General features: G+C 39.9%; 16 protein-coding genes. 11 read left to right on the top strand and 5 right to left on the bottom strand.

Annotation, left to right across the window (positions count from 1 at the left end):
* Nucleotides 1-243 precede the first annotated feature (243 nt).
* Both bshA and Q4600_RS07575 read left to right on the top strand, forming a co-directional pair.
* Nucleotides 244-1,410 (top strand): N-acetyl-alpha-D-glucosaminyl L-malate synthase BshA, encoded by a 1,167-nt coding sequence (bshA, locus tag Q4600_RS07570; protein WP_303514893.1) that lies wholly within the window; start codon nt 244-246, stop codon nt 1,408-1,410.
* 94 nt (nt 1,411-1,504) lie between these two features.
* Entirely contained in the window at nt 1,505-3,760 is a 2,256-nt protein-coding gene (locus Q4600_RS07575; RefSeq protein ID WP_303514896.1) for a cation:dicarboxylase symporter family transporter, read from the top strand.
* Between the two features lie 107 nt (nt 3,761-3,867).
* Here Q4600_RS07575 and Q4600_RS07580 read toward each other — a convergent pair whose 3' ends face one another.
* Complete coding sequence (locus Q4600_RS07580; RefSeq protein WP_303514899.1) at nt 3,868-5,217, bottom strand: amidohydrolase family protein; 1,350 nt, start codon at nt 5,215-5,217, stop codon at nt 3,868-3,870.
* A 297-nt stretch (nt 5,218-5,514) separates the two neighbouring features.
* On the opposite strand from Q4600_RS07580, the gene Q4600_RS07585 reads away from it, so the two are divergent.
* Together Q4600_RS07585 and Q4600_RS07590 are read left to right on the top strand one after the other, a co-directional pair.
* A complete protein-coding gene (locus Q4600_RS07585) occupies nt 5,515-5,817 on the top strand; it encodes an NINE protein (protein ID WP_102528112.1) in 303 nt (100 codons plus the stop codon).
* Between the two features lie 14 nt (nt 5,818-5,831).
* Complete coding sequence (locus Q4600_RS07590; protein ID WP_102528113.1) at nt 5,832-6,077, top strand: TM2 domain-containing protein; 246 nt, start codon at nt 5,832-5,834, stop codon at nt 6,075-6,077.
* Nucleotides 6,078-6,172: 95 nt separating this feature from the next.
* Here Q4600_RS07590 and Q4600_RS07595 read toward each other — a convergent pair whose 3' ends face one another.
* Together Q4600_RS07595 and Q4600_RS07600 are read right to left on the bottom strand one after the other, a co-directional pair.
* Nucleotides 6,173-6,742, bottom strand: a complete 570-nt coding sequence (locus Q4600_RS07595) for a hypothetical protein (protein ID WP_303514903.1) — start codon at nt 6,740-6,742, stop codon at nt 6,173-6,175.
* 558 nt (nt 6,743-7,300) lie between these two features.
* Nucleotides 7,301-9,538: an acyl-CoA dehydrogenase gene (locus tag Q4600_RS07600; protein ID WP_303514905.1), complete on the bottom strand. Its 2,238-nt coding sequence runs from the start codon at nt 9,536-9,538 to the stop codon at nt 7,301-7,303.
* Nucleotides 9,539-9,857: 319 nt separating this feature from the next.
* Here Q4600_RS07600 and Q4600_RS07605 point away from each other — a divergent pair, with 319 nt between their 5' ends.
* The gene (locus Q4600_RS07605; protein ID WP_102528116.1) at nt 9,858-10,424 is read left to right on the top strand and encodes an SOS response-associated peptidase; all 567 of its coding nucleotides are present in this window, start codon (nt 9,858-9,860) and stop codon (nt 10,422-10,424) included.
* 591 nt (nt 10,425-11,015) lie between these two features.
* Complete coding sequence (locus Q4600_RS07610; RefSeq protein WP_102528117.1) at nt 11,016-11,246, top strand: cytochrome c3 family protein; 231 nt, start codon at nt 11,016-11,018, stop codon at nt 11,244-11,246.
* A 236-nt stretch (nt 11,247-11,482) separates the two neighbouring features.
* Here Q4600_RS07610 and Q4600_RS07615 read toward each other — a convergent pair whose 3' ends face one another.
* Nucleotides 11,483-12,109: a DsbA family protein gene (locus Q4600_RS07615; protein ID WP_248954374.1), complete on the bottom strand. Its 627-nt coding sequence runs from the start codon at nt 12,107-12,109 to the stop codon at nt 11,483-11,485.
* 232 nt (nt 12,110-12,341) lie between these two features.
* On the opposite strand from Q4600_RS07615, the gene Q4600_RS07620 reads away from it, so the two are divergent.
* The 4 genes from Q4600_RS07620 (at nt 12,342) to Q4600_RS07635 (ending at nt 16,743) form a co-directional block, all read left to right on the top strand.
* On the top strand, nt 12,342-12,620 hold the full coding sequence (locus Q4600_RS07620) for a peptidylprolyl isomerase (protein ID WP_102528118.1): 279 nt from the start codon (nt 12,342-12,344) through the stop codon (nt 12,618-12,620).
* Between the two features lie 72 nt (nt 12,621-12,692).
* Complete coding sequence (locus Q4600_RS07625; protein ID WP_303514911.1) at nt 12,693-13,355, top strand: sulfotransferase family protein; 663 nt, start codon at nt 12,693-12,695, stop codon at nt 13,353-13,355.
* A 171-nt stretch (nt 13,356-13,526) separates the two neighbouring features.
* Nucleotides 13,527-14,219 (top strand): DUF2057 domain-containing protein, encoded by a 693-nt coding sequence (locus Q4600_RS07630; RefSeq protein ID WP_303514914.1) that lies wholly within the window; start codon nt 13,527-13,529, stop codon nt 14,217-14,219.
* A 283-nt stretch (nt 14,220-14,502) separates the two neighbouring features.
* Entirely contained in the window at nt 14,503-16,743 is a 2,241-nt protein-coding gene (locus tag Q4600_RS07635) for a penicillin acylase family protein (protein ID WP_368501624.1), read from the top strand.
* 96 nt (nt 16,744-16,839) lie between these two features.
* Here Q4600_RS07635 and Q4600_RS07640 read toward each other — a convergent pair whose 3' ends face one another.
* Nucleotides 16,840-17,802 (bottom strand): TDT family transporter, encoded by a 963-nt coding sequence (locus Q4600_RS07640; RefSeq protein ID WP_303514919.1) that lies wholly within the window; start codon nt 17,800-17,802, stop codon nt 16,840-16,842.
* Nucleotides 17,803-18,032: 230 nt separating this feature from the next.
* Here Q4600_RS07640 and Q4600_RS07645 point away from each other — a divergent pair, with 230 nt between their 5' ends.
* Entirely contained in the window at nt 18,033-18,950 is a 918-nt protein-coding gene (locus tag Q4600_RS07645) for a LysR substrate-binding domain-containing protein (protein WP_303514922.1), read from the top strand.
* Nucleotides 18,951-19,093: the final 143 nt, after the last annotated feature.

The following is a 19,093-nucleotide window of genomic DNA, read 5'->3' on the forward strand; positions in this document are numbered from 1 at the left end:
AATAGTGAATAGTGAATAGTGAATAGTGAATAGTGAATAGTGAATAGTGAATAGTGAATAGTGAATAGTGAATAGTGCATAGTGCATAGTGCATTGTCATTATCTCGCTGAACAGATGCCCAATACAGTTAGATAGAAAAATATTGCAATATTCAAAAAGTTAACCTAAAAATAACATTACGATTATTATTCATAATTGCCATTTCATTGCGCTGAGCACGCTAGTAAGGATACGAGTGAAAAATGATGAATAAGTTACGCATAGGTATTGTCTGTCACCCAAGTATTGGTGGTTCTGGGTTAGTGGCCACTCAGTTGGGTATTGGCTTAGCAAAATTAGGTCATGAAGTGCATTTTATTGCCCATAAACGGCCATTTAAGCTTATCCAAAATTATAGTAATGTTTACTTTCATGAAGTAGACGAAGTAAATTATCCTTTATTTGAAGGCCCACTACATACCTATTCGTTAACCGCCAAAATTGTCGAAGTCGTCGAACAATATCAATTACATTTGATCCACGCTCATTATTCTATTCCTCACTCTTTATGTGCATTTCTAGCCAGTAATATCTGCCAATATTCATTCCCGATTGTTACCACTATTCACGGAACTGATGTCACGATTGTCGGTCAAGATAATGCGATAAAACGTTTAAATACCTTCAGCATGAATCAAAGTACCTTATTAACGACAGTATCCAATTTCCAGCGCCACTATATTCAACAAGAGTTTGAAATAAACCAACCCATTAATGTGGTGCATAACTTTATTGATGCCAATGATTTTACCCCAGAGTTAGTTGACCAAAACCTAAGACGAACATTGGCAAATGATGACGAAAAAATCTTAATGCACGTTTCAAATTTCAGGCCGCTAAAAAACACCCAAACCGTTGTTAATGCTTTTAGTCAATTACACTGCGATGAAAAAGTCAGGCTAGTGCTGGTTGGTAGCGGTCCGGATATCGAAAAAATTAAACAGCAATGTAGTCAACTCAACATCTTAGATAGAGTCCGTTTTACTGGTTCAGTGAACAAGGTAGAACGCTATATTGCTAATGCAGACTGTTTAATTCAGCCAAGTTACCGCGAGTCTTTCTGTATGGTTATTCTAGAGGCAATGTCCTGTGGGGTGCCAACGGTTAGTAGCAATGTTGATGGCATTCCTGAGGTCGTCGAAGAAGGTGTAACTGGCTTTATGCATCCACCTGAAGATGCGCAAAGTATGGCTAGCACCATTAGCAAGATTTTTGCTGATAACCAGTACCAACAGCAACTTGGAAAAGCTGGGCGTGCAAGAGCGATTCAGCACTTTAATACTGAAATTAAAGTTAATCAGTATGTCGATTGCTACCACCAAACACTCGCGACTCATGGCCAAGCGCAACAGCTTGTTAGTTGCAGCTAACTCATTCGGTTAGTGTATTAGTCGCAAGCAATAGCAATAGCAATAGCAATAGCAATAGCACCATTCGCGAAATAGAGCATATAAAAGGATTCATATGGCAACGGCCACACCAGACAATGATAAAACAGATCCCACTAATAATACTGCACAAAGCCCAGAGCAAGCACAGGCGGTTTCGCCCGCCAATAAAGAACCTAAAAAGAACAAACTCAGCATGTCGAGTTGGGTGTTACTCTCCTTTGCTGGCGGCATCATTGCAGGACTATTTTTTGGCGAAATGCTCGCGTGGATGTCTGTAATTGGTGATGCTTTTATCAAGCTTCTGCAGATGACTATCATCCCTTATATTATCGTGTCGCTTATTTCGAGTTTAGGCAGTTTAACCTTAGAGCAAGCAAAATCTCTGGGCGTTAAAGTGGGTAAATTGATGCTAGTCATTTGGCTATTGGGTTTGCTCAGTATGTATTTGATCAAATACACATTTCCTGAGTGGCAAGCGGGAGAGTTCTTTAGCTTAACTGCGCTCCAAGACCCTAATTCAGTCAATTTATTAGACTTATATATCCCATCTAACCCATTTTTTTCATTATCGAATAGTTACATCCCAGCCATTGTATTATTTTGTGTCGCCACAGGCATCGCGCTTATTTCGATTAAAGACAAAGAGTCTTTGATGCGTCCTTTGCAATTATTAGGTGAGTCTTTTAATAAGGTCACACAAAGCATTGTGATGCTCATGCCCATTGGCATTTTCGCCATGACAGCGGCCACCGCTGGCACCATGGATTTTGACGAGTTTCAAAAATTGCAGGTGTACTTTGTCGCTCATGTGGTAATGACGGTGATTTTGACCTATTGGGTGTTACCGGCAATCATTATGGTGATCACCCCATTTTCCTACCGAGACATTACTGGTATTGCTAAAGACGCGATGATCACTGCATTTGCGGCAGGTAATATTTTCATTATTTTACCTTTACTCATTCAACGCACTAAAGAGCTATTCCATAAGTACAATATCGGTGATGAGCAAACCGATGATTACGCCAATATCATTATCCCTGTGGTCTTTAGCTTTCCTAATTTAGGTAAGCTCCTCACCATTGTATTTGTGTTATTTGCTGCTTGGTTTTCAGGTAAAGAACTCGATTTCCTCAGTTATTTGCCTATGTCTGTTAACGGGCTGATTAGCTTATTTGGTAGTGTCTATCTGACTATTCCGATGCTTCTTGACTCATTAGAATTATCATCTGATCTATTCCAGCTTTATATGGTGTCTAGTTTGTTCACCAGTCGATTTACTTCGCTATTAGCCGCAATGAATATATTTATTCTCGCCATCGGTGGCACAGCCATGCTGGCAGGTATTGCTAAAATCAGCATGAAGCGACTCATTCTTTGTAGTGCCATTACCCCTGTTGTTTTCGGTATCACGCTGCTAGGCACCAGTTGGGTATTGAGTAGTATCGTTGATACTGAATACAACATGGATGAAGTTGTTGCTCAAATGAGCTCTGCTGCAGAAGTGCCTGAAGAAATCACGGCTTTTAACTGGTCAGAAGAACTTGAAGTGAATGGCCCACGAACCATAGAGCAAATAAAACAAAGCGGGCTATTACGCGTTGGCTATAACCCTGTTCAAGTGCCTTTTTCCTACTACAATGCTGGTCAGGATCTTGTGGGGTTTGATATTGAAATGATGCGAAAACTTGCCGCTGAACTTGAAATTAAAGTGGCATTCATTCCTTATAACTCAGCCAATGTGCTGGATGGGATCAACAGTGGCTTATTTGATATCACCATTTCGGGGCTACAAATGACTACCTTCCGTATTGGTTTTGTCGATTTCACTAATCCCGTACTCGATTTACACTACGCCTTTGTCGTGAAGGATTACCGAGCTGATGAATTTAAAACTGATCAATTAATCCATGAAGCTGAAAAGGTGAGAGTGGCCTCTGTCGGTGACTACTCCATCATTCCGCACATTCAAGAAAAGTTTGATAATGTTGAATTTAGCTCTATCGACTCAGACAAGTTATTCTTTGAAGATGATGGTGAAAACTATGATGCTTTATTAATTAGTTTAGAAGCTGGCAAAACATGGACGATTTTATACCCCGAATATACTGCCATGTATAACCGTGAAGAAATTAAATCCTTCCCAGCTTCATACGCTGTAGCTAAAGGTAATCACTCGCTGCATACCTTCTTAAACAGTTGGTTATCCATCCAACAATCCTCAGGTTATGTCGACACACTTTATGGCTATTGGATTTTAGGTGAAAATGCCCAACCTAAAAAGCCTCGTTGGTCGGTCATCAAAGATGTTTTACATTGGGTCGAGTAAGCTGTTTAACGCCAATTATTGAATGGTATTAATCAAATTAGACTCTTCGCGGATAGATTAAGCTGACTCATGATTAAGTCAGCTTAACCTCCATCCACACGACTGATTTATCGTTTATGAATAGCGCCAGACTTCATCACAAACTGCACATCAAGTAATGCATCGATTTGGGTTAATGGACTCACTTTCATCGCGATAACATCAGCTTGTTTACCTTGCTCTAAGGTGCCGATTGATTCTGACATCCCCACTAAGTCAGCCCCATTAATGGTGGCAGAAATTAAAATATCTTTGTTCGACATACCTGCTTGAGACATCAGTACCGCTTCTCTAGCGTTATCACCATGACGAGACACACCGCTGTCAGTTCCAAAAGCAATCTTTACGCCTTTTTTATACGCATTGCCAAAGTTGTTTTGCATGTCATTACCCACACGAATCGCTTTCGCTTTAATCGCATCAGACATAAAGTTGCCTTTCGAGTTCGCCATTTGCACTACAGTATCACCAGCCAATAAAGTCGGAACTAAATAAGCTCCAGACTTTTTAAATAATTTAATTGACTCTTTATTGGCATAACTGCCGTGTTCAATGCTATCAACACCCGCCCGTAGCGCAGCATTAATACCTTCAGCCGCATGAGCATGACTGGCAACCTTGCGCCCTAATGCGTGAGCGGCATCAATCACTTCTTTTAATTCATCATTGGCCATTTGCTGACCTGTACCAGTATTGGTATCAGACAACACCCCACCTGTTGAGGTTATTTTAATGACATCTGCACCATATTTAATTGCACGGCGAGTCGCGCGGCGACAATCAAAAGGGCCATCACAAATGGTTTTAGAGGTCAGCATATCCAATAAATCTGGGCTTTTACCGTCCACATCTCCATGACCACCTGTGACCGACACACCGCCTGATGCAACAATTCTTGGACCAGGCAACCAGCCCTTATTGATTGCGTCACGCAGTGCATAAATTTGTTCTGGTTTGGCGCCTAAATCACGTACTGTAGTAAAGCCTGCCTGTAAGGTCTTATTTGCAAAATATGCACTTCTCATTGCCACATCTGCATCTGACATCCGAAGCGCTTCACTGTCATTTTTAGGCCCTATTTCACCTTGTAAATGCACATGCATATCCATCAAACCTGGCATGACAAAACTGTCTTTTAAATCTATATATTCAACGGTATCAGTCGCTATTACCTTATCTTTTGATAAAGTGACATAGCCCTTTTTTACTTCAGTAATTTTGTCATCTCTAATGATCAATGAGTATTGCTGCAATGGTTTTTCACTGGCAACGGTTAACAGCTCACCGGCATGAATAACCTTATAATCAGCTGCGTTTACAAAGGGAGATATTGCGCAAACTAGTATCGCTATTGATGAATAGCCTAAGCGCTTTGTTAAACTGTCATGTCTCGTATCGTGTTGTGTTCTTGTCAACATTTGATTCCCTTATGCCCATTGCCAAAGCTGTCATTTTTAACCAAGTCTTAACATGCCTAATTAAAACAATAATTACAATAACCCTTTCATTTACCAAACCATTAAAACATTGAATATAAAATAAAATTTCATATTCAATATACAAATCTCAATTTCAATACTCGCTGAAAAGCCACACTCGAGCACCTTAACGATAAGATCTGAGACACATTCTTAAGTTAAATTTAACATTTGTAATTGATTAAGCTAACTCTTTGCTATATAAAAGATTTAAGATTTTCATCAAGGAGGTTGAAAGTGACTGAATCAGTCAAGTCTGATAAAAAATACGCTACTGCGGTTATTTTATCGGGTATTTTTGGCGTTTTAGGAATTCACCATTTTTATTGTGGCAGAGTTTTACATGGTTTTTTCGATTTAACGTTAGCCATTGTTGGCATTATCCTAATACAGTTTGGAGATGTTACGCTCACCCTCATAGGTGCAGGTCTTATTCTTATTGATGTTATACACACTGTTGTAGTGACATTTATGCTTCTTGTTGGAAGCTACAGAGACGGGAAAGGTAAATTAATTACCTATCCAGGACAAAAAATATAATTAAAGGATTTATTATGTCAGAAGTTCAAACAGCAGAAACACCTGTTCAATTAAGCGAAAAAGGTTTCGTACCAACACTACTTTTATGCTTCTTTTTGGGCTCTTTAGGTGTGCACCGCTTTTACACAGGTAAAATCGGTACTGGTATCTTAATGCTACTTACTTTAGGTGGTTTAGGTATTTGGACATTAATCGACTTCATCATGATTGCAGTCGGTAGTTTTAAAGATTCTGAAGGTAACGCGATTAAAGCATCTTAATTGCTAATATAATCACATTACTATAATTAGGCTGTCCGACATATTCGTGGCAGCCTTTTATTTTTCTTAAGATAAATTGATACTTTAAATCCTTCTCAAAAGCTCAAGTCGACTCCCCAATACACTTGCTCCGCATCATTTACAGACTGAGAAACCGCCCCTAGGTTTTGAACTGAAGAAGTATCATTATGCTTCAAATAGCGAAATCCCAATTCAGATGTAAATGCATTACCAAAATCAAACATTAATCCTGTCTGAGCGCCAAATACATAGCAACTATTTGAATCATAGTAAGTTTGATCTATATCTGTGATTTGAAACTCATGACCGCTTAGCCCTACTGATGCACCAATAAACCAACTCACTTGATTCGATGGCTCTAGAAAAAATAATTTATCATAAGAAATAAGCACACCTTCATGATACGTCATGTCATCAGAGTTAAAAGAATACGTTCCGTATAAGCGACTCGCATCACCAATGTCGACACTATTTCTTATTTGATAATTAATCCCCCGTTCTTCACTGCTAGATAAACCTGAATAAGATGAAGTACTGTGAGTTTGATAACCCACAGTTCCACCAATAATGATATCTGCAGCGTGTGAAAACCCAGGAAGTAAACACATCACAATTACGTTTACCATCAAAGATAATCGTGCCATTTTGCCTCCTAGTTCAGGGCCAGTTGATCTTTGCCGGTTAAGTTTCGTTCGAAATAAAAGCGTTTTAATCAAGGCGGATGAATTGATGCCTAGTCATCTAAGCACCTTTTATTTACAAAGATGTATTCAACAAAGAGTAAAACGCTTTTAGTCGACCCCTTCGGGCAGCGTTTGTTGGTCATTTTTACTGCGTTATCGACTTTTTATGTAGAATAACTACACCACAAAGTCTCTGCCTTGTATAAATGACCAACAATTCGCTGCAAAAACAACCTTGAAAGTTCAACAGGCCCTAGTAATAAGTACTTTATTATTTACCAAACTAAGCTAAGAAAAATGCTGCCAAGCTCAAATTTTCACCTAATGAAATACCTATAAGGTAAAATTTTGTTCAATCTGTGATCTGCTTAAAATTCGAACTAATTATATATTTTGTTAGTTCCATTTCTTTTTAAATACAAAAAGGCCGCTTAATAGCGGCCTTTTAAATTGGTTTACTTAAACAGTAAGCGACTTAAACAGTAAACATCTTAAACAGTAAGAAACTTAAATTTATCTTTAGTTAGCGATTTTTAAGTTTGCTTTGTCTGAGATTAGATTCAAATCAAAATCAAACTCATCAACTCGAATCGCTCGCTCACGTTTTAGATTATAGTCTTGTAATTGCTTGTGCTCATCCACTGTAATGACATTAGCTTGAAGTGCATTATCAAGCGTAATTGAGAAGCGAACACCCGCTTTAAATACACGCTGTTTAAGTGATTTTTTCACTTTTGACAACAGTGGTAAACAAGCCATTTTAGCGAGATAAGCTTGCTCATTAATGTAATTACCATCACCAGCTACCGGTTTAATCAAGTGTGTTAATTGCTTTTTAAATGCAGTATCAAGTTGAGCTTGCTCTGCTAATTCACGCACCAAATCATCATTCACTTTTACCATTTTACCTGAGTAAGTCATGGTGATTAAACGCATAAACTGACGCGTAGGCTTAGACGGGAAGTTCTCTAAAAATGCCAATATGGCTTCTTCAGCTTTACATAAAGACCAACGAGTCGCGTACTCAAAATACGGTTTTGCTTGGCTACGCTCACTAGCTGACACTTTCTGCTCGTAAAAACGAATCGATGCCATTGCTGCATACAGGTAGCTCATTACGTCACCTAAACGAGCTGACAGCATTTCTGCTTGCTTTAGTTTTCCGCCTAATACAAGTAGCGAGAAGTCAGCATAAACGGCTAATTTTGATGCCAATTTATGTACAGATTTTTCGTAACCTATGACTTCAGGTAATGATGATTGCGCAGGTGCAGTAAAGGGTAAAAGACCCAATTTAAATGCACGCAAGCTATTACCAACACTGTAACCAATTGTTTGTCTGAAGATACGATTAAAGGTTTTATCAGCATCACTGGCGTCACTATGAATAGACTCAACCATGCTTTGTAAATGTGGATGACAACGCATCACACCTTGACCAAATATCATTAGGTTACGGGTAAGGATGTTGGCACCTTCAACTGTAATCGCAATTGGCTGAGCCACATAACCTGACGCTAAGGTATTTTGTGGACCGCGCTGAATCGCTTTACCCGCTTGAATATCCATAGCTGAATCAAGAATATCACGACCTAACTCTGTCATATGGTATTTGGCAATCGCCGTTACCACTGATGGCTTTAAGCCAAGACCTAAGCCTTCAGTAGTCAATACGCGCATGGCTTCTTGTAGGTAAGTTTTACCTGCGATATCAGCCAGCTTCTCCTGAATACCTTCAAACTTACCAATTGATAAACCAAACTGCTCACGTACTGCAGCGTATTCCGCAGAAGACTTAAATGAACACTGACTGACTGATACACCTAATGCAGGTAATGAAATACCACGGCCTGCACCTAAACAGCTAACCAGCATCTGCCAGCCGCGGCCAATTTTCTCTTGACCGCCAATGATGAAGTCCATAGGGATAAACACGTTTTCACCACGAGTCGTACCGTTATAGAAACGACAGCCCATAGGATCATGACGGTTACCAAGTTGTACACCAGGATGTGATTTTGGAATAAGCGCACAAGTAATACCCAGTTGCTCTTTTCCGCCCAACAAACCTTGTGGATCTTCGACTTTAAATGCAAGCCCTAGTACCGTCGCAATAGGCGCTAGAGTGATATAACGTTTGTCCCATGTCACTGAAAGGCCAAGCACTTCTTTACCTTCGTATTCTCCCATAGTGACGGTACCGATATCAGGAATACCACCAGCATCACTACCAGCTTCTGGGCTAGTCAGTGCAAAACATGGAATTTCTAAACCATTAGCTAAACGAGGTAACCAGAAGTTACGTTGGTTCTCTAAACCGTAATGCATTAACAATTCGCCAGGACCTAGCGAGTTAGGCACCATTACAGTAACTGCCACTGCAGAACTTTTAGCAGCAATAGTCGCAACGATAGTTGAGTTAGCATAAGGACTAAACTCTAATCCACCGTAAGACTTTGGAATAATCAGCGAGAAAAACTTATTCTCTTTTAGAAAAGTCAGTACATCATCTGGCAAGTGCTTACCATTTTGAATATCAAAATCATCGACCATTTCAATCAATGTCTGCACAGGGCCATCTAAGAAAGCTTGCTCATCAAGCGATAAGGTTGCATTGGGAATATCACGTAATGCAGCAAAATCAGGAATACCTTGATAAATTGATCCTTCTAACCAAACATCGCCCGCATCTAATGCTTCTTGTTCAGTCGTTGAAATACTCGGCAATACTTTCTTAAATGTTGTTCTTATGCTCATAGTTCTACACTCATCAGACCAGAATAATAGTGTGCATTACGTCACAAAAATTAAATTAGATCAAATATTCTAATTGGCAAATAAAGCTAATATTTACAGTAACAAAGCCATCGTTAAAAATAATTATTGCCAATTCATGAACTTACACGTGTACGCTGAAGATAAAAATAATTCAAAAATTTATACGCTCGTTTGAATTTTTATAAAAATTGACCAATTAACGAGACTTTTTTTATGAAAATAATCTCAAAAAATAGTTTTATAATGCTAACGTTAACGGGACAATATTGTTCAAGAACTGAAATGGAAGGGACACATTATGTGTGGCAGGTTGGAGGTCTTACTTGATGGCATGAAAGGACTACTCGATCCACTATTTGACCAGCCATTGAGTATTCAAACGAATCTTGATTTAAGGCCGACAGATCCAGTTACAGTGCTGAGTTCTACAAATGGTAAGCTTATTGCTACTCAGCAAAGTTGGGGGATACAACCTGAATGGTCCAAAAAACTCATCATTAATGCCCAAGCTGAAACTGTCGCAGACAAACCCACATTTGCCGAGGCTTTTAATCAACATCGATGCCTGATCCCATGTAGTGGCTGGTTTGAATGGCGCGATGAAGGCCAAGCGAAAAAGCAAAAGTACCGCTTTTCCCATGCGGCTAATAAACCTTTATTCATGGCTGGTGTCATTTATCCAGATCTCCAACAATTAGTCACCTTAACCATTAAACCTAATGATAAGTGCGCCCAATATCATCACCGCATGCCGCTATTTATCCCCTCAACAGCCATTAGCAGTTGGCTCAACAATACCCCAGAGCAAGTCAGCGATTTGATGCAGCCATTACCAAACGAGTGGATCAAAGTATCAGCAGCATGAACTCCTGAGTCAACTATATAGTCGTAATGGATTTCACAACCAAGAGTTTCAATGTCTGTGATTTCTTGCCTGTAAATTCAAAAGCCCGAAAATTCAAAAGTCTGGAATTTCTAAGCCTGTAATTTCATTGTCTGTAATTTCAAAGCTTGTAATTTCAACAATAACAATTCGTTCATCTTGGGTTCATCTTAGTGACAATATACTGCACATAAACAGATAATTGATGCTTAGATACGAGCCTCAAAACACATTTTAAAGTTTAAGAATTTTATTAAGCAGATCACAACCTTGAAATTTAACTATGCTAGAAGATGTAAAAAAGTGGCTTTAAGCGCTCTTTTAAGTTTTAATTAACATAAATCAATAAGATGGTATCGTAGGTAGAGTAATTTAAGTTTAAGAGTTCACTCTTCTGCTTAACATTGCATTACGAATACTAAATTAAAATGTGCTAACCAATATTCAGTGTCCTTAGTTATAAAGTAACGGATTTATTTGCATTAAGAGATGCGGTCATTGAGTCAGCGCGAATTGCTCAGGTTTAACACCTAGCATGGGCGATAACGCCCCTTAACTGATGATGGAGTTACTATGAAATATTTAGCTATGATTGCTGCACTTATGTTTGCAAGTTCTGCTTTTGCTGTTGATTGTGTTGATTGTCACGAAGCAATCAATGTTGAAGAACATGCTGAAATGGAAGCAAACATCGAAACGTGTAATGATTGTCACAGCTTTGCTGATGCGCACGAATTAGATGCTGATCTACATACACCAGATTTAACAATCACTGAATGTGCTGATTGTCACGGTGTAGACTAATACCCTTGGGTATTTAAGTCCTTTAATCTTGATTTAAGCACTGCTTAATGCAGATTGACCATTTACCAGATTTGGCCAAGCTAGTTCACTAAATCAAGCGTTAACCTCTCTGAAAGAGAATAAAAACCAGTTGATCGCTCAGCTGGTTTTTTTATATCTGTAATTTGTTAATACCCTAAAGTCCATATAGAGACCAACACAGATGGTATTCTTGAGTTAGCTAATCTTCTTATTCATTATAAGGCCTTAGTTATCGCATCTATCGTCGTTTGAGGATCATGGTAATCCAAGGGTAACCCGATATTTTGTCCATTCACTTGCAATACCAATGATGGAAAACCTCTAATCGGTAATTGATGCACAAAATCCAATTCTTTCATAAATGCTTGTGCTATTTCTGCTGACGATAAACGTTCAACAAAAACCGTTTTATCAATACCTACACTTTCTGCTGCTTCAATAAGCGTATCAAGATCTGATGGGTTCTTTGCCTGTAAGTAATAAGCCTGTTGAATCGCAAGCATCATTTCTGACTCAAGAGCAAATTCTCTAGCAACTATACACGCTCGACAAGCTGGATAAGTTGAACGCCTTGGTTGACACTCTTGCCAAAAAGCATGATTAAACTCCGTACCGAGTTGCTGGGCAATTTTATGCCATGTTTGAGCTAAAAACTGCTGCATTTCTGCTGGCATCGGCATATCTGAATCAGGCGCTAAACCACCCACTTTATAGTCAATTGCAAGGGTTGGGAACAGTTCGATTAACTGGGTTTTTAATGCAAGTAAGGTAGGTTTATAGCCCCAACACCAACTGCACATAGGATCATAAACATAAATCAATCTTGCGGAGGCTGTCATCATCAGGTTCTCTCAATCAGCGGGCTTAATTAGGGCTCTTAAACGAGCATATTAACGTGCTAGTTTGCAAAAATTCATCCTTCATATTAACCCATATCACGCTGTTATAACGAATACGTAAGCTATATAAACTCAGATTAATCACAAAAAATCATCATCGCCCCCAACTGCCACTCTGGCTTGCAAGTTATGATTCACGTTATAATTAGCGGCTATATTATTGGAGAGTATCAACATGGCCAGAACTGCGGCTGCATTGCACATTTTAGTTAAACATAGACAGCAAGCTGAAGATTTAATCAAGCAACTAGAAAAAGGCGCTAAGTTTGACGTACTCGCCAAAAAGCATTCTTCATGCCCTTCTGGTAAAAGTGGCGGTAACCTCGGTGAGTTCAAAAAAGGTCAAATGGTGCCACCGTTCGACAAAGTTTGTTTTACAGGTGAACTCATCACCCCACACCTTGTTAAAACTAAATTCGGTTGGCATGTGATTAAAGTCTTATACCGCACTTAAATTGCACAAATTATTTAAAAGAAATAGTTGAATCTAAGCACTCACACCAATTTAAGGCTGTATCTAGCTTCTATGAATAAAGTTTTTATTATCGGCCTTCCAAGAACAGGTACCACCAGCGTCAGTGTCGCCTTGTTAGAGCATGGTTTTAAGGTTGCACATATTGGGCTAACTAAAAAAGCCTTTGAAGTGGCTGATGTGGTTTCTGATGTGCCTTGTTTTTGTGATTACCCGCAATTAGATAAGATTTTCCCTGGAGCCAAATTCATCTATATCAATCGTCCTATACAGCCTTGGATTAATTCAATTCAAATGCTGCTGACAAAGATGGCGCCTAATCTGGCCGATAAAACAGGTACCTTTCACCCCATTTTGAAGCGGTGTTTTAAGCAGACTTTCGGCGATTTAAGTGCCGACGACTTACTGGACGAGGCTCGTTTAAAGCAATGTTATTTATCTCATCAGCAAGCTGTGTACCGTTACTTTGCTGACAGAGATGATTTACTGACGATTAAGCTTAATGAGCCAAATAGCTTACACATTTTATTGCGCTTTATTGGTGTCAGTGACAACGTCATTGCTGACAATAACACTACAGATTTCCCTGTATTAAATGTCGGCAGCCATGTGGCAAGCTGGGGCGAGTATAAACACCCAAACAAAGTAAATACCAATTTAGCAGGTGTTGAACACCGTAAGTTCTTTGATTATCAAAAGTTAGGCTTAATGGGTTAGCAACAAGGCTTGATCAATTAAAAACAAGTCCTCTGCATTATGTAACTCTTGTTAGGTTTGCTATAACTTAATCTTGCATACTTGGCTGTTCGTGAATGCAGGTAATCCCATAAACATCAAAGTCGCAGCAATCAGTGTTATGAAGCGGCCCTTAGCTCTAATGAGAATAAAATGAACTCAAAATCCTTATTTTTTAGCCTATTACTATTAACCCTTACTCCATTAGCATATGCTGCCAGCGTGTTAGAGCTCCCAACAAGTGTTGAAGTTAAAGTGCTCAATGGCCAAGTTTATAGCGGTGATAGAGATATAAAGCTTACTGAAGGTGAAAACCAAATTGTATTTAATTATGTGGTCAACTATCGCGATAATGGCATGCAAACCCAATTTAACTCCAATGCTGTAGTGTTAACGTTTAATGCTCAGAATGACCAATATGAGTTAACGTTGCCAACAATTCGCAATAAAAACGCAGCCAACAAGTTCAATAAAACCCCCAGTATGACTCTCACCAACAAGCAGGGAAGTACTGTTGCTTTTCAAAGTGAAGCTTTGATTAAAGCTGGCTTACAAATTGGTCGCGATTACCCAGAAGAAATGATTGCCTACAATCAAGCTAGCCACATTGCTTCAGTGCCACGTTTCGCACCTGTCGCTCAGGTAGCAGTAGCACCTATTGCCGCAAGTGCGGCGGCCTCAGCTCCATCTATCAATCATCCAGCTGAACCTGTCACACCAAACCTTGCCGTTAAACCTAAAACCATTGCTGAAGATCAAGCCGAAATCGGCGAAATGCTTGATTACTGGTATAACAAAGCTAATGATGACACCAAGGCGAAATTTAAAGCCAAAATCAATCAATAAACCTAATTTAAGCCAACTCCAAACAAGTGCAGTTAGCTCAAACTCAGCGATGCAGAGCTAACTGATTCATTTTTATTTGCTTTTATCTGTAAAACTTCAAAAACTACTTTTAACATTTCAATAACCTTGGTTATGATAGGCAGGTCACTCCAATGGGTAATTAAACATGTCAGTCAGCCTTAATAAGGTTTTACAATCCAAGATAACCAAATACACACTTGCCTCGCTGCTTTTGTTTTCTTCAGCCATTATTTTAGCCGTATACTGCGTGTTAAGGCTGAGTATGCCAAGTCTATCCAACACTATTACCAGTGAAGATATTTCAGCACCAGTCACCATTGAGCGTGATACCTTAGGTACAGCAATCATAACGGCTAATAGTCGCATTGATGCCTCTTACGCCATCGGCTACGCCCATAGCCAAGACCGTTTTTTTCAAATGGATTTACTGCGTAGAAACTCAGCGGGCGAACTTTCTGAAATCTTCGGTAAAGCTGCATTAGACCTAGATAAGAGTCGCCGTTTTCATCAGCTTAGAAAACGTGCCCAACATATTTTTGAACAACTTCCTGAGCAAGATAAAGCCTCTTTAACGGCATACACAAAAGGCGTTAACCAAGCGCTTGCCGACCAAACGGTATTGTCATTTGAATATCTTTTAACAAATTCATCTCCCCGTGAGTGGCATGAAACAGACAGTTTGTTAGTGATTTACAGCATGTACCTAGATTTGCAAGGCAACACGATCAAACGCGATATGGCATTAACCCAATTACAGCAAGCTTTTGGCAATGATATGCTCGCATTTTTAATCCAGCCTAGTCATCATCAAGCAGCATTAGATAATAGCCAAATAGCGCTTTACCAAGGCAGTATTCCACAACTTGAAGAACAAATTCTCATTAGCGCGATAAATCAGGATATTGAAGAGCCAGTAGAAGTGGGCAGTAATAACTGGGCAGTGACTAGCCAATTAACAGGTACTGGTCGCGCCATGTTATCTGATGACATGCACTTATCTTTTGCTGTGCCGATTATTTGGTATCGCGCTCAACTCAACTACCCTAACACTCATCGCTCAGATGCAGATAAATCAAATAACATGAAGCAAATTACAGGGGTATCTCTGCCTGGCGCACCCGCCATTGTTGTTGGCTCTAACGGAAAGTTAGCTTGGGGCTTTACCAACAGTTATATCGATACTGCAGATTGGATAGAGATCAGCTCAGACACTGAAATAGAACTTGAGTACGAACCCATTGATTTACCCGAAGGCCAGGTTAATTATACCGTTCAAGTATCCAAATATGGCCCTGTCAAAACTGTTGCCGGTATCGACTATGCCTTATCTTGGGTAGGACATACTGATTATGCCGTTAACATGGCATTGTTATCTTTAGAGAATGCACAAAGTGTTGAGCAAGCAACGGAGTTGGCTACACAAATCGGCATTCCTGCGCAAAATATGCTGTTAGCAGATGCTCAAGGGAACGCCGGCTGGAAAATCGCAGGAGCAGTTCCTGCGCGTGATAATCCTTCCGATACCGCCCAATCCACTAATGGTTATCAACAAGATAATTGGCAGCAACAACAAGCGGTAATGCCTGAAATGATTAATCCTGACAATCATCGTATCTGGACTGCTAATTCAAGAGTTTTATCTGCTGAAGCGCAATTAAGATATGGCGATGGCGGCTATGCCCTTGGCGCTCGCGCCGCGCAAATCCGCGACAAATTACTGGCTAATAATAACTTTACTGAAGATGATTTTTATCAGTTACAACTGGATAATGAAGCGCGATTTTTAGCGCCTTGGCAGCAATATTTACTTTCGGTGCTCAGTGAGCAACCTGTGTTATTTGCTGAAGATATTAAACATATTTCCAGTTGGGGCGAGTGTGCCTGTGCAGACTCTGTGGGTTATACCCTCGTTAGAAAATTTAGAACTGCGTTAATCGATCAAACCTTTGCCCCTATTGAAACTGAGCTGAAACAGCGTAGTAGTGGCTTATCGGCTATCAAGCGTTATTTAGAAACACCTATGTGGCAAATATTGAACCAGCAACCAGCAACATGGCTACCTAAAAATCATGCTAATTGGCAATCCTTTGCTGTCTCGGCTTATCAAGATTCCACTGCAGCTTTACTTAAAAAACATAGTCCAAAGAAAAAACTAACCGATTTACGCTGGGGCAAGGTCAACCAACTGACCATTCAACATCCCTTTTCGAAACAATTGCCGCAATTAAGTCGTTGGCTAGATATGCCTACAATTGAAGGTTTTGGTGATAGCTTTATGCCTGCTGTACAAGGTAAATCTTTTGGCGCTTCACAACGCTTCATTGTGCAACCTGGGGCTGAGCAAGATGCCATTATGTCGATACCTGGCGGTCAATCAGGTCATCCCTTGTCCCCCTATTACCGCAATGGTTATGAGCAATATGCCAAGCAAAAGCATACGCCTTTATTACCAACTGAAATTGAACATAAATTAGTGATAAACCCTTTCGTGGATAGTCATTAAAGCAAGTGGTGCTAAACCAACAAGCGCTAAAGTAAATGACAGCAAAGCCAATGACTCATTTTGATTGGCTTTGCTACACCTGCCTTAAACGTTTTTTTAAACGCTAACCTTTGTCCCACCTTGGTAGAAGTGAGCATATCGAAAAGCCACATATGCAACGACCACCGTGGCTATAGTTAACTCTACACCTGCCAGTAACCTAACTTGTTGAACATACTCATCTGCCATGCCAATGCTTTCCATCCAGGTCACCATTTTAAATAATGCAGTGGCACCAATCACCATAGGGAACGTGAAAGCCGCATAACCAGGGCTAAATGGTAATTGCAGTAATTTAAAAAATGCCAGGTAGATTATTGCGGTCATTAACACTGCAATGCCGAACAATAACGCGATAATCACTGGAGAAGGATCCGCAGTCACCGTTAAGTAACCGGCCAAGGATAAACTGGCTGGTGCGGCAAGAATAGCCAGTGTCGGTTTAGCAGCATCTGGAATTTCATGGGTAAACATAAGACGATAAATCATCATTGGTAACATAATCGCGTAAGCAAACATACCAAACACTAATGCGAGATGCGCTAAAAAAGCTAATTGAGGGTTACCTGAAAATGAAACGTCAGCAACGATAATCCCAACAGGTGGTACAAACCAACTTGGTACCATGTGATGTAATTCAAAATCCTTAGCGCGGTGATATAAGAAGCTGACTAAAAACACAATATGGAGCACTAAACCTAACAGCCATAATGCATCGCCAGCGATAGCTGAAAATTGGCCTAACGAGTTAGACACCACCATGGTTGCCATCGCAAAAGTGGGCACGACACTCCCCACCACAGGGTGCGCTAAATCTTGCTTTAAGGTATGAGAATGGACCAGAAATTTAAACGTCAGTACCAATAATAATACGCTAGCTATCGCTGCACTGAGCCATTGACCTACCCCATGTATATTGGCCAAACTTTCCCAGCTCCAACCTAGGCTTGCGATACCTAACGCGAGACCCGCCATTGGTGTTGGCGCCATTAATAAGCTAAGTTTTGCTTTCTGAATCATAATAACCTCAAGTTAATTATTGCGATTGCTTAGCCTGATATTGCGCTATCAACCGCGAGGAATTGTTTAATTAAGGCCATAATACGCTTGCTATTTGTTTATATATATCCAACAATTTAAAACATGGGTTAATTTAAATTGAACGTATTTGTTATTACTAACCTTAATACGACTCTCAATACCAACCTCAATAAAAGCCTCAATCCGGATCCAATTAAAATGAGACAACCATGAACCCGCATATTTCTTTTAAACAGTTGAATGTCTTTAGCGCGATCACTCAACATAAGACTCTTACCGCAGCGGCTGAACATTTGTTTCTCTCAAAAGCTGCCGTCAGCATGGGGTTAGCTGAACTTGAAAAGCAGTTAGGACATCCGCTCTTTGATCGAGTGAATAATCGTTTAATACTCAATCAGGAGGGTCATAAACTGCTGCCGCTTGCGGATGAGTTAATCAACCGACTTGGCGATATCAGTCTGATGTTTAACGATGAGCAAGTCATGTCTGGGCAGCTGCGTATTGGCAGTAGTGACACTGTAGGTAACCATTTAACCCCCATAATACTCAGTGCTTTCAGGCAGCAATATCACCATGAATCACAAAGTTTGTTCGTATCAAACTCAGCACATATCTGCCAAAAACTGGTGGATTTTGAGCTAGACATTGCCCTGATTGAAGGTGAGCACCATCACCCAGATATTATCGCCATCCCTTTTAGCCAAGATGAGATGTGTGTGATTAGCTCGCCTAATCATCCTTTAGCAGCAAAAAGCATGATTGAGTTAAGCTCATTAGATAACAGTCACTGGGTATTAAGGGAACAAGGTTCTGGCTCAAGGGACTGTTTTATGCAAAATCTGGCGCCTCATATAGGGAATTGGCATACGAGTGTTGAGCTAAATACTACAGAAGCACTGATTAATTCAGTCGCTGCAGGCTTGGGGTTTGGTTGCTTATCTAATATTGCAGCGCAATATGCTTTAGAGAGCCTGCGAGTAAGTAAAATAAATGTACCTGTAGACATGCAAAGAGAGTTTTGGATATTGATCCACAAAGATAAATACCAAAGCCCACTATTAAAGGCCTTTATCGAGTTTTGTATGGAGTGGGAAACTAATCAGAAGGGAAAAGTAATAGCAAAGTAACTTACGCGAGCCTTTAAGTAAAAACCAACTTACTGCAAACAACAACCCCTACTCCGGTAAGTGATGCTAAAGGCGGTGGTACTAAGCTTTCAATGCCCATTAATCGTGTCATATAATTATCTATATAAGATGATATGCTAACG

It is taken from the genome of Shewanella sp. 2_MG-2023 (assembly GCF_030548905.1).
GTDB lineage: Bacteria > Pseudomonadota > Gammaproteobacteria > Enterobacterales > Shewanellaceae > Shewanella > Shewanella electrodiphila.

Excerpts from the sequence above, each read along its gene's own strand:
- bshA (WP_303514893.1), top strand. The coding sequence starts at position 244 with ATGATGAATAAGTTACGCATAGGTATTGTCTGTCACCCAAGTATTGGT.
- Q4600_RS07575 (WP_303514896.1), top strand. The coding sequence starts at position 1,505 with ATGGCAACGGCCACACCAGACAATGATAAAACAGATCCCACTAATAAT.
- Q4600_RS07580 (WP_303514899.1), bottom strand. The coding sequence starts at position 5,217 with ATGTTGACAAGAACACAACACGATACGAGACATGACAGTTTAACAAAG.
- Q4600_RS07590 (WP_102528113.1), top strand. The coding sequence starts at position 5,832 with ATGTCAGAAGTTCAAACAGCAGAAACACCTGTTCAATTAAGCGAAAAA.
- Q4600_RS07595 (WP_303514903.1), bottom strand. The coding sequence starts at position 6,742 with ATGGCACGATTATCTTTGATGGTAAACGTAATTGTGATGTGTTTACTT.
- Q4600_RS07600 (WP_303514905.1), bottom strand. The coding sequence starts at position 9,538 with ATGAGCATAAGAACAACATTTAAGAAAGTATTGCCGAGTATTTCAACG.
- Q4600_RS07605 (WP_102528116.1), top strand. The coding sequence starts at position 9,858 with ATGTGTGGCAGGTTGGAGGTCTTACTTGATGGCATGAAAGGACTACTC.
- Q4600_RS07610 (WP_102528117.1), top strand. The coding sequence starts at position 11,016 with ATGAAATATTTAGCTATGATTGCTGCACTTATGTTTGCAAGTTCTGCT.
- Q4600_RS07615 (WP_248954374.1), bottom strand. The coding sequence starts at position 12,109 with ATGATGACAGCCTCCGCAAGATTGATTTATGTTTATGATCCTATGTGC.
- Q4600_RS07620 (WP_102528118.1), top strand. The coding sequence starts at position 12,342 with ATGGCCAGAACTGCGGCTGCATTGCACATTTTAGTTAAACATAGACAG.
- Q4600_RS07625 (WP_303514911.1), top strand. The coding sequence starts at position 12,693 with ATGAATAAAGTTTTTATTATCGGCCTTCCAAGAACAGGTACCACCAGC.
- Q4600_RS07630 (WP_303514914.1), top strand. The coding sequence starts at position 13,527 with ATGAACTCAAAATCCTTATTTTTTAGCCTATTACTATTAACCCTTACT.
- Q4600_RS07635 (WP_368501624.1), top strand. The coding sequence starts at position 14,503 with ATGCCAAGTCTATCCAACACTATTACCAGTGAAGATATTTCAGCACCA.
- Q4600_RS07640 (WP_303514919.1), bottom strand. The coding sequence starts at position 17,802 with ATGATTCAGAAAGCAAAACTTAGCTTATTAATGGCGCCAACACCAATG.
- Q4600_RS07645 (WP_303514922.1), top strand. The coding sequence starts at position 18,033 with ATGAACCCGCATATTTCTTTTAAACAGTTGAATGTCTTTAGCGCGATC.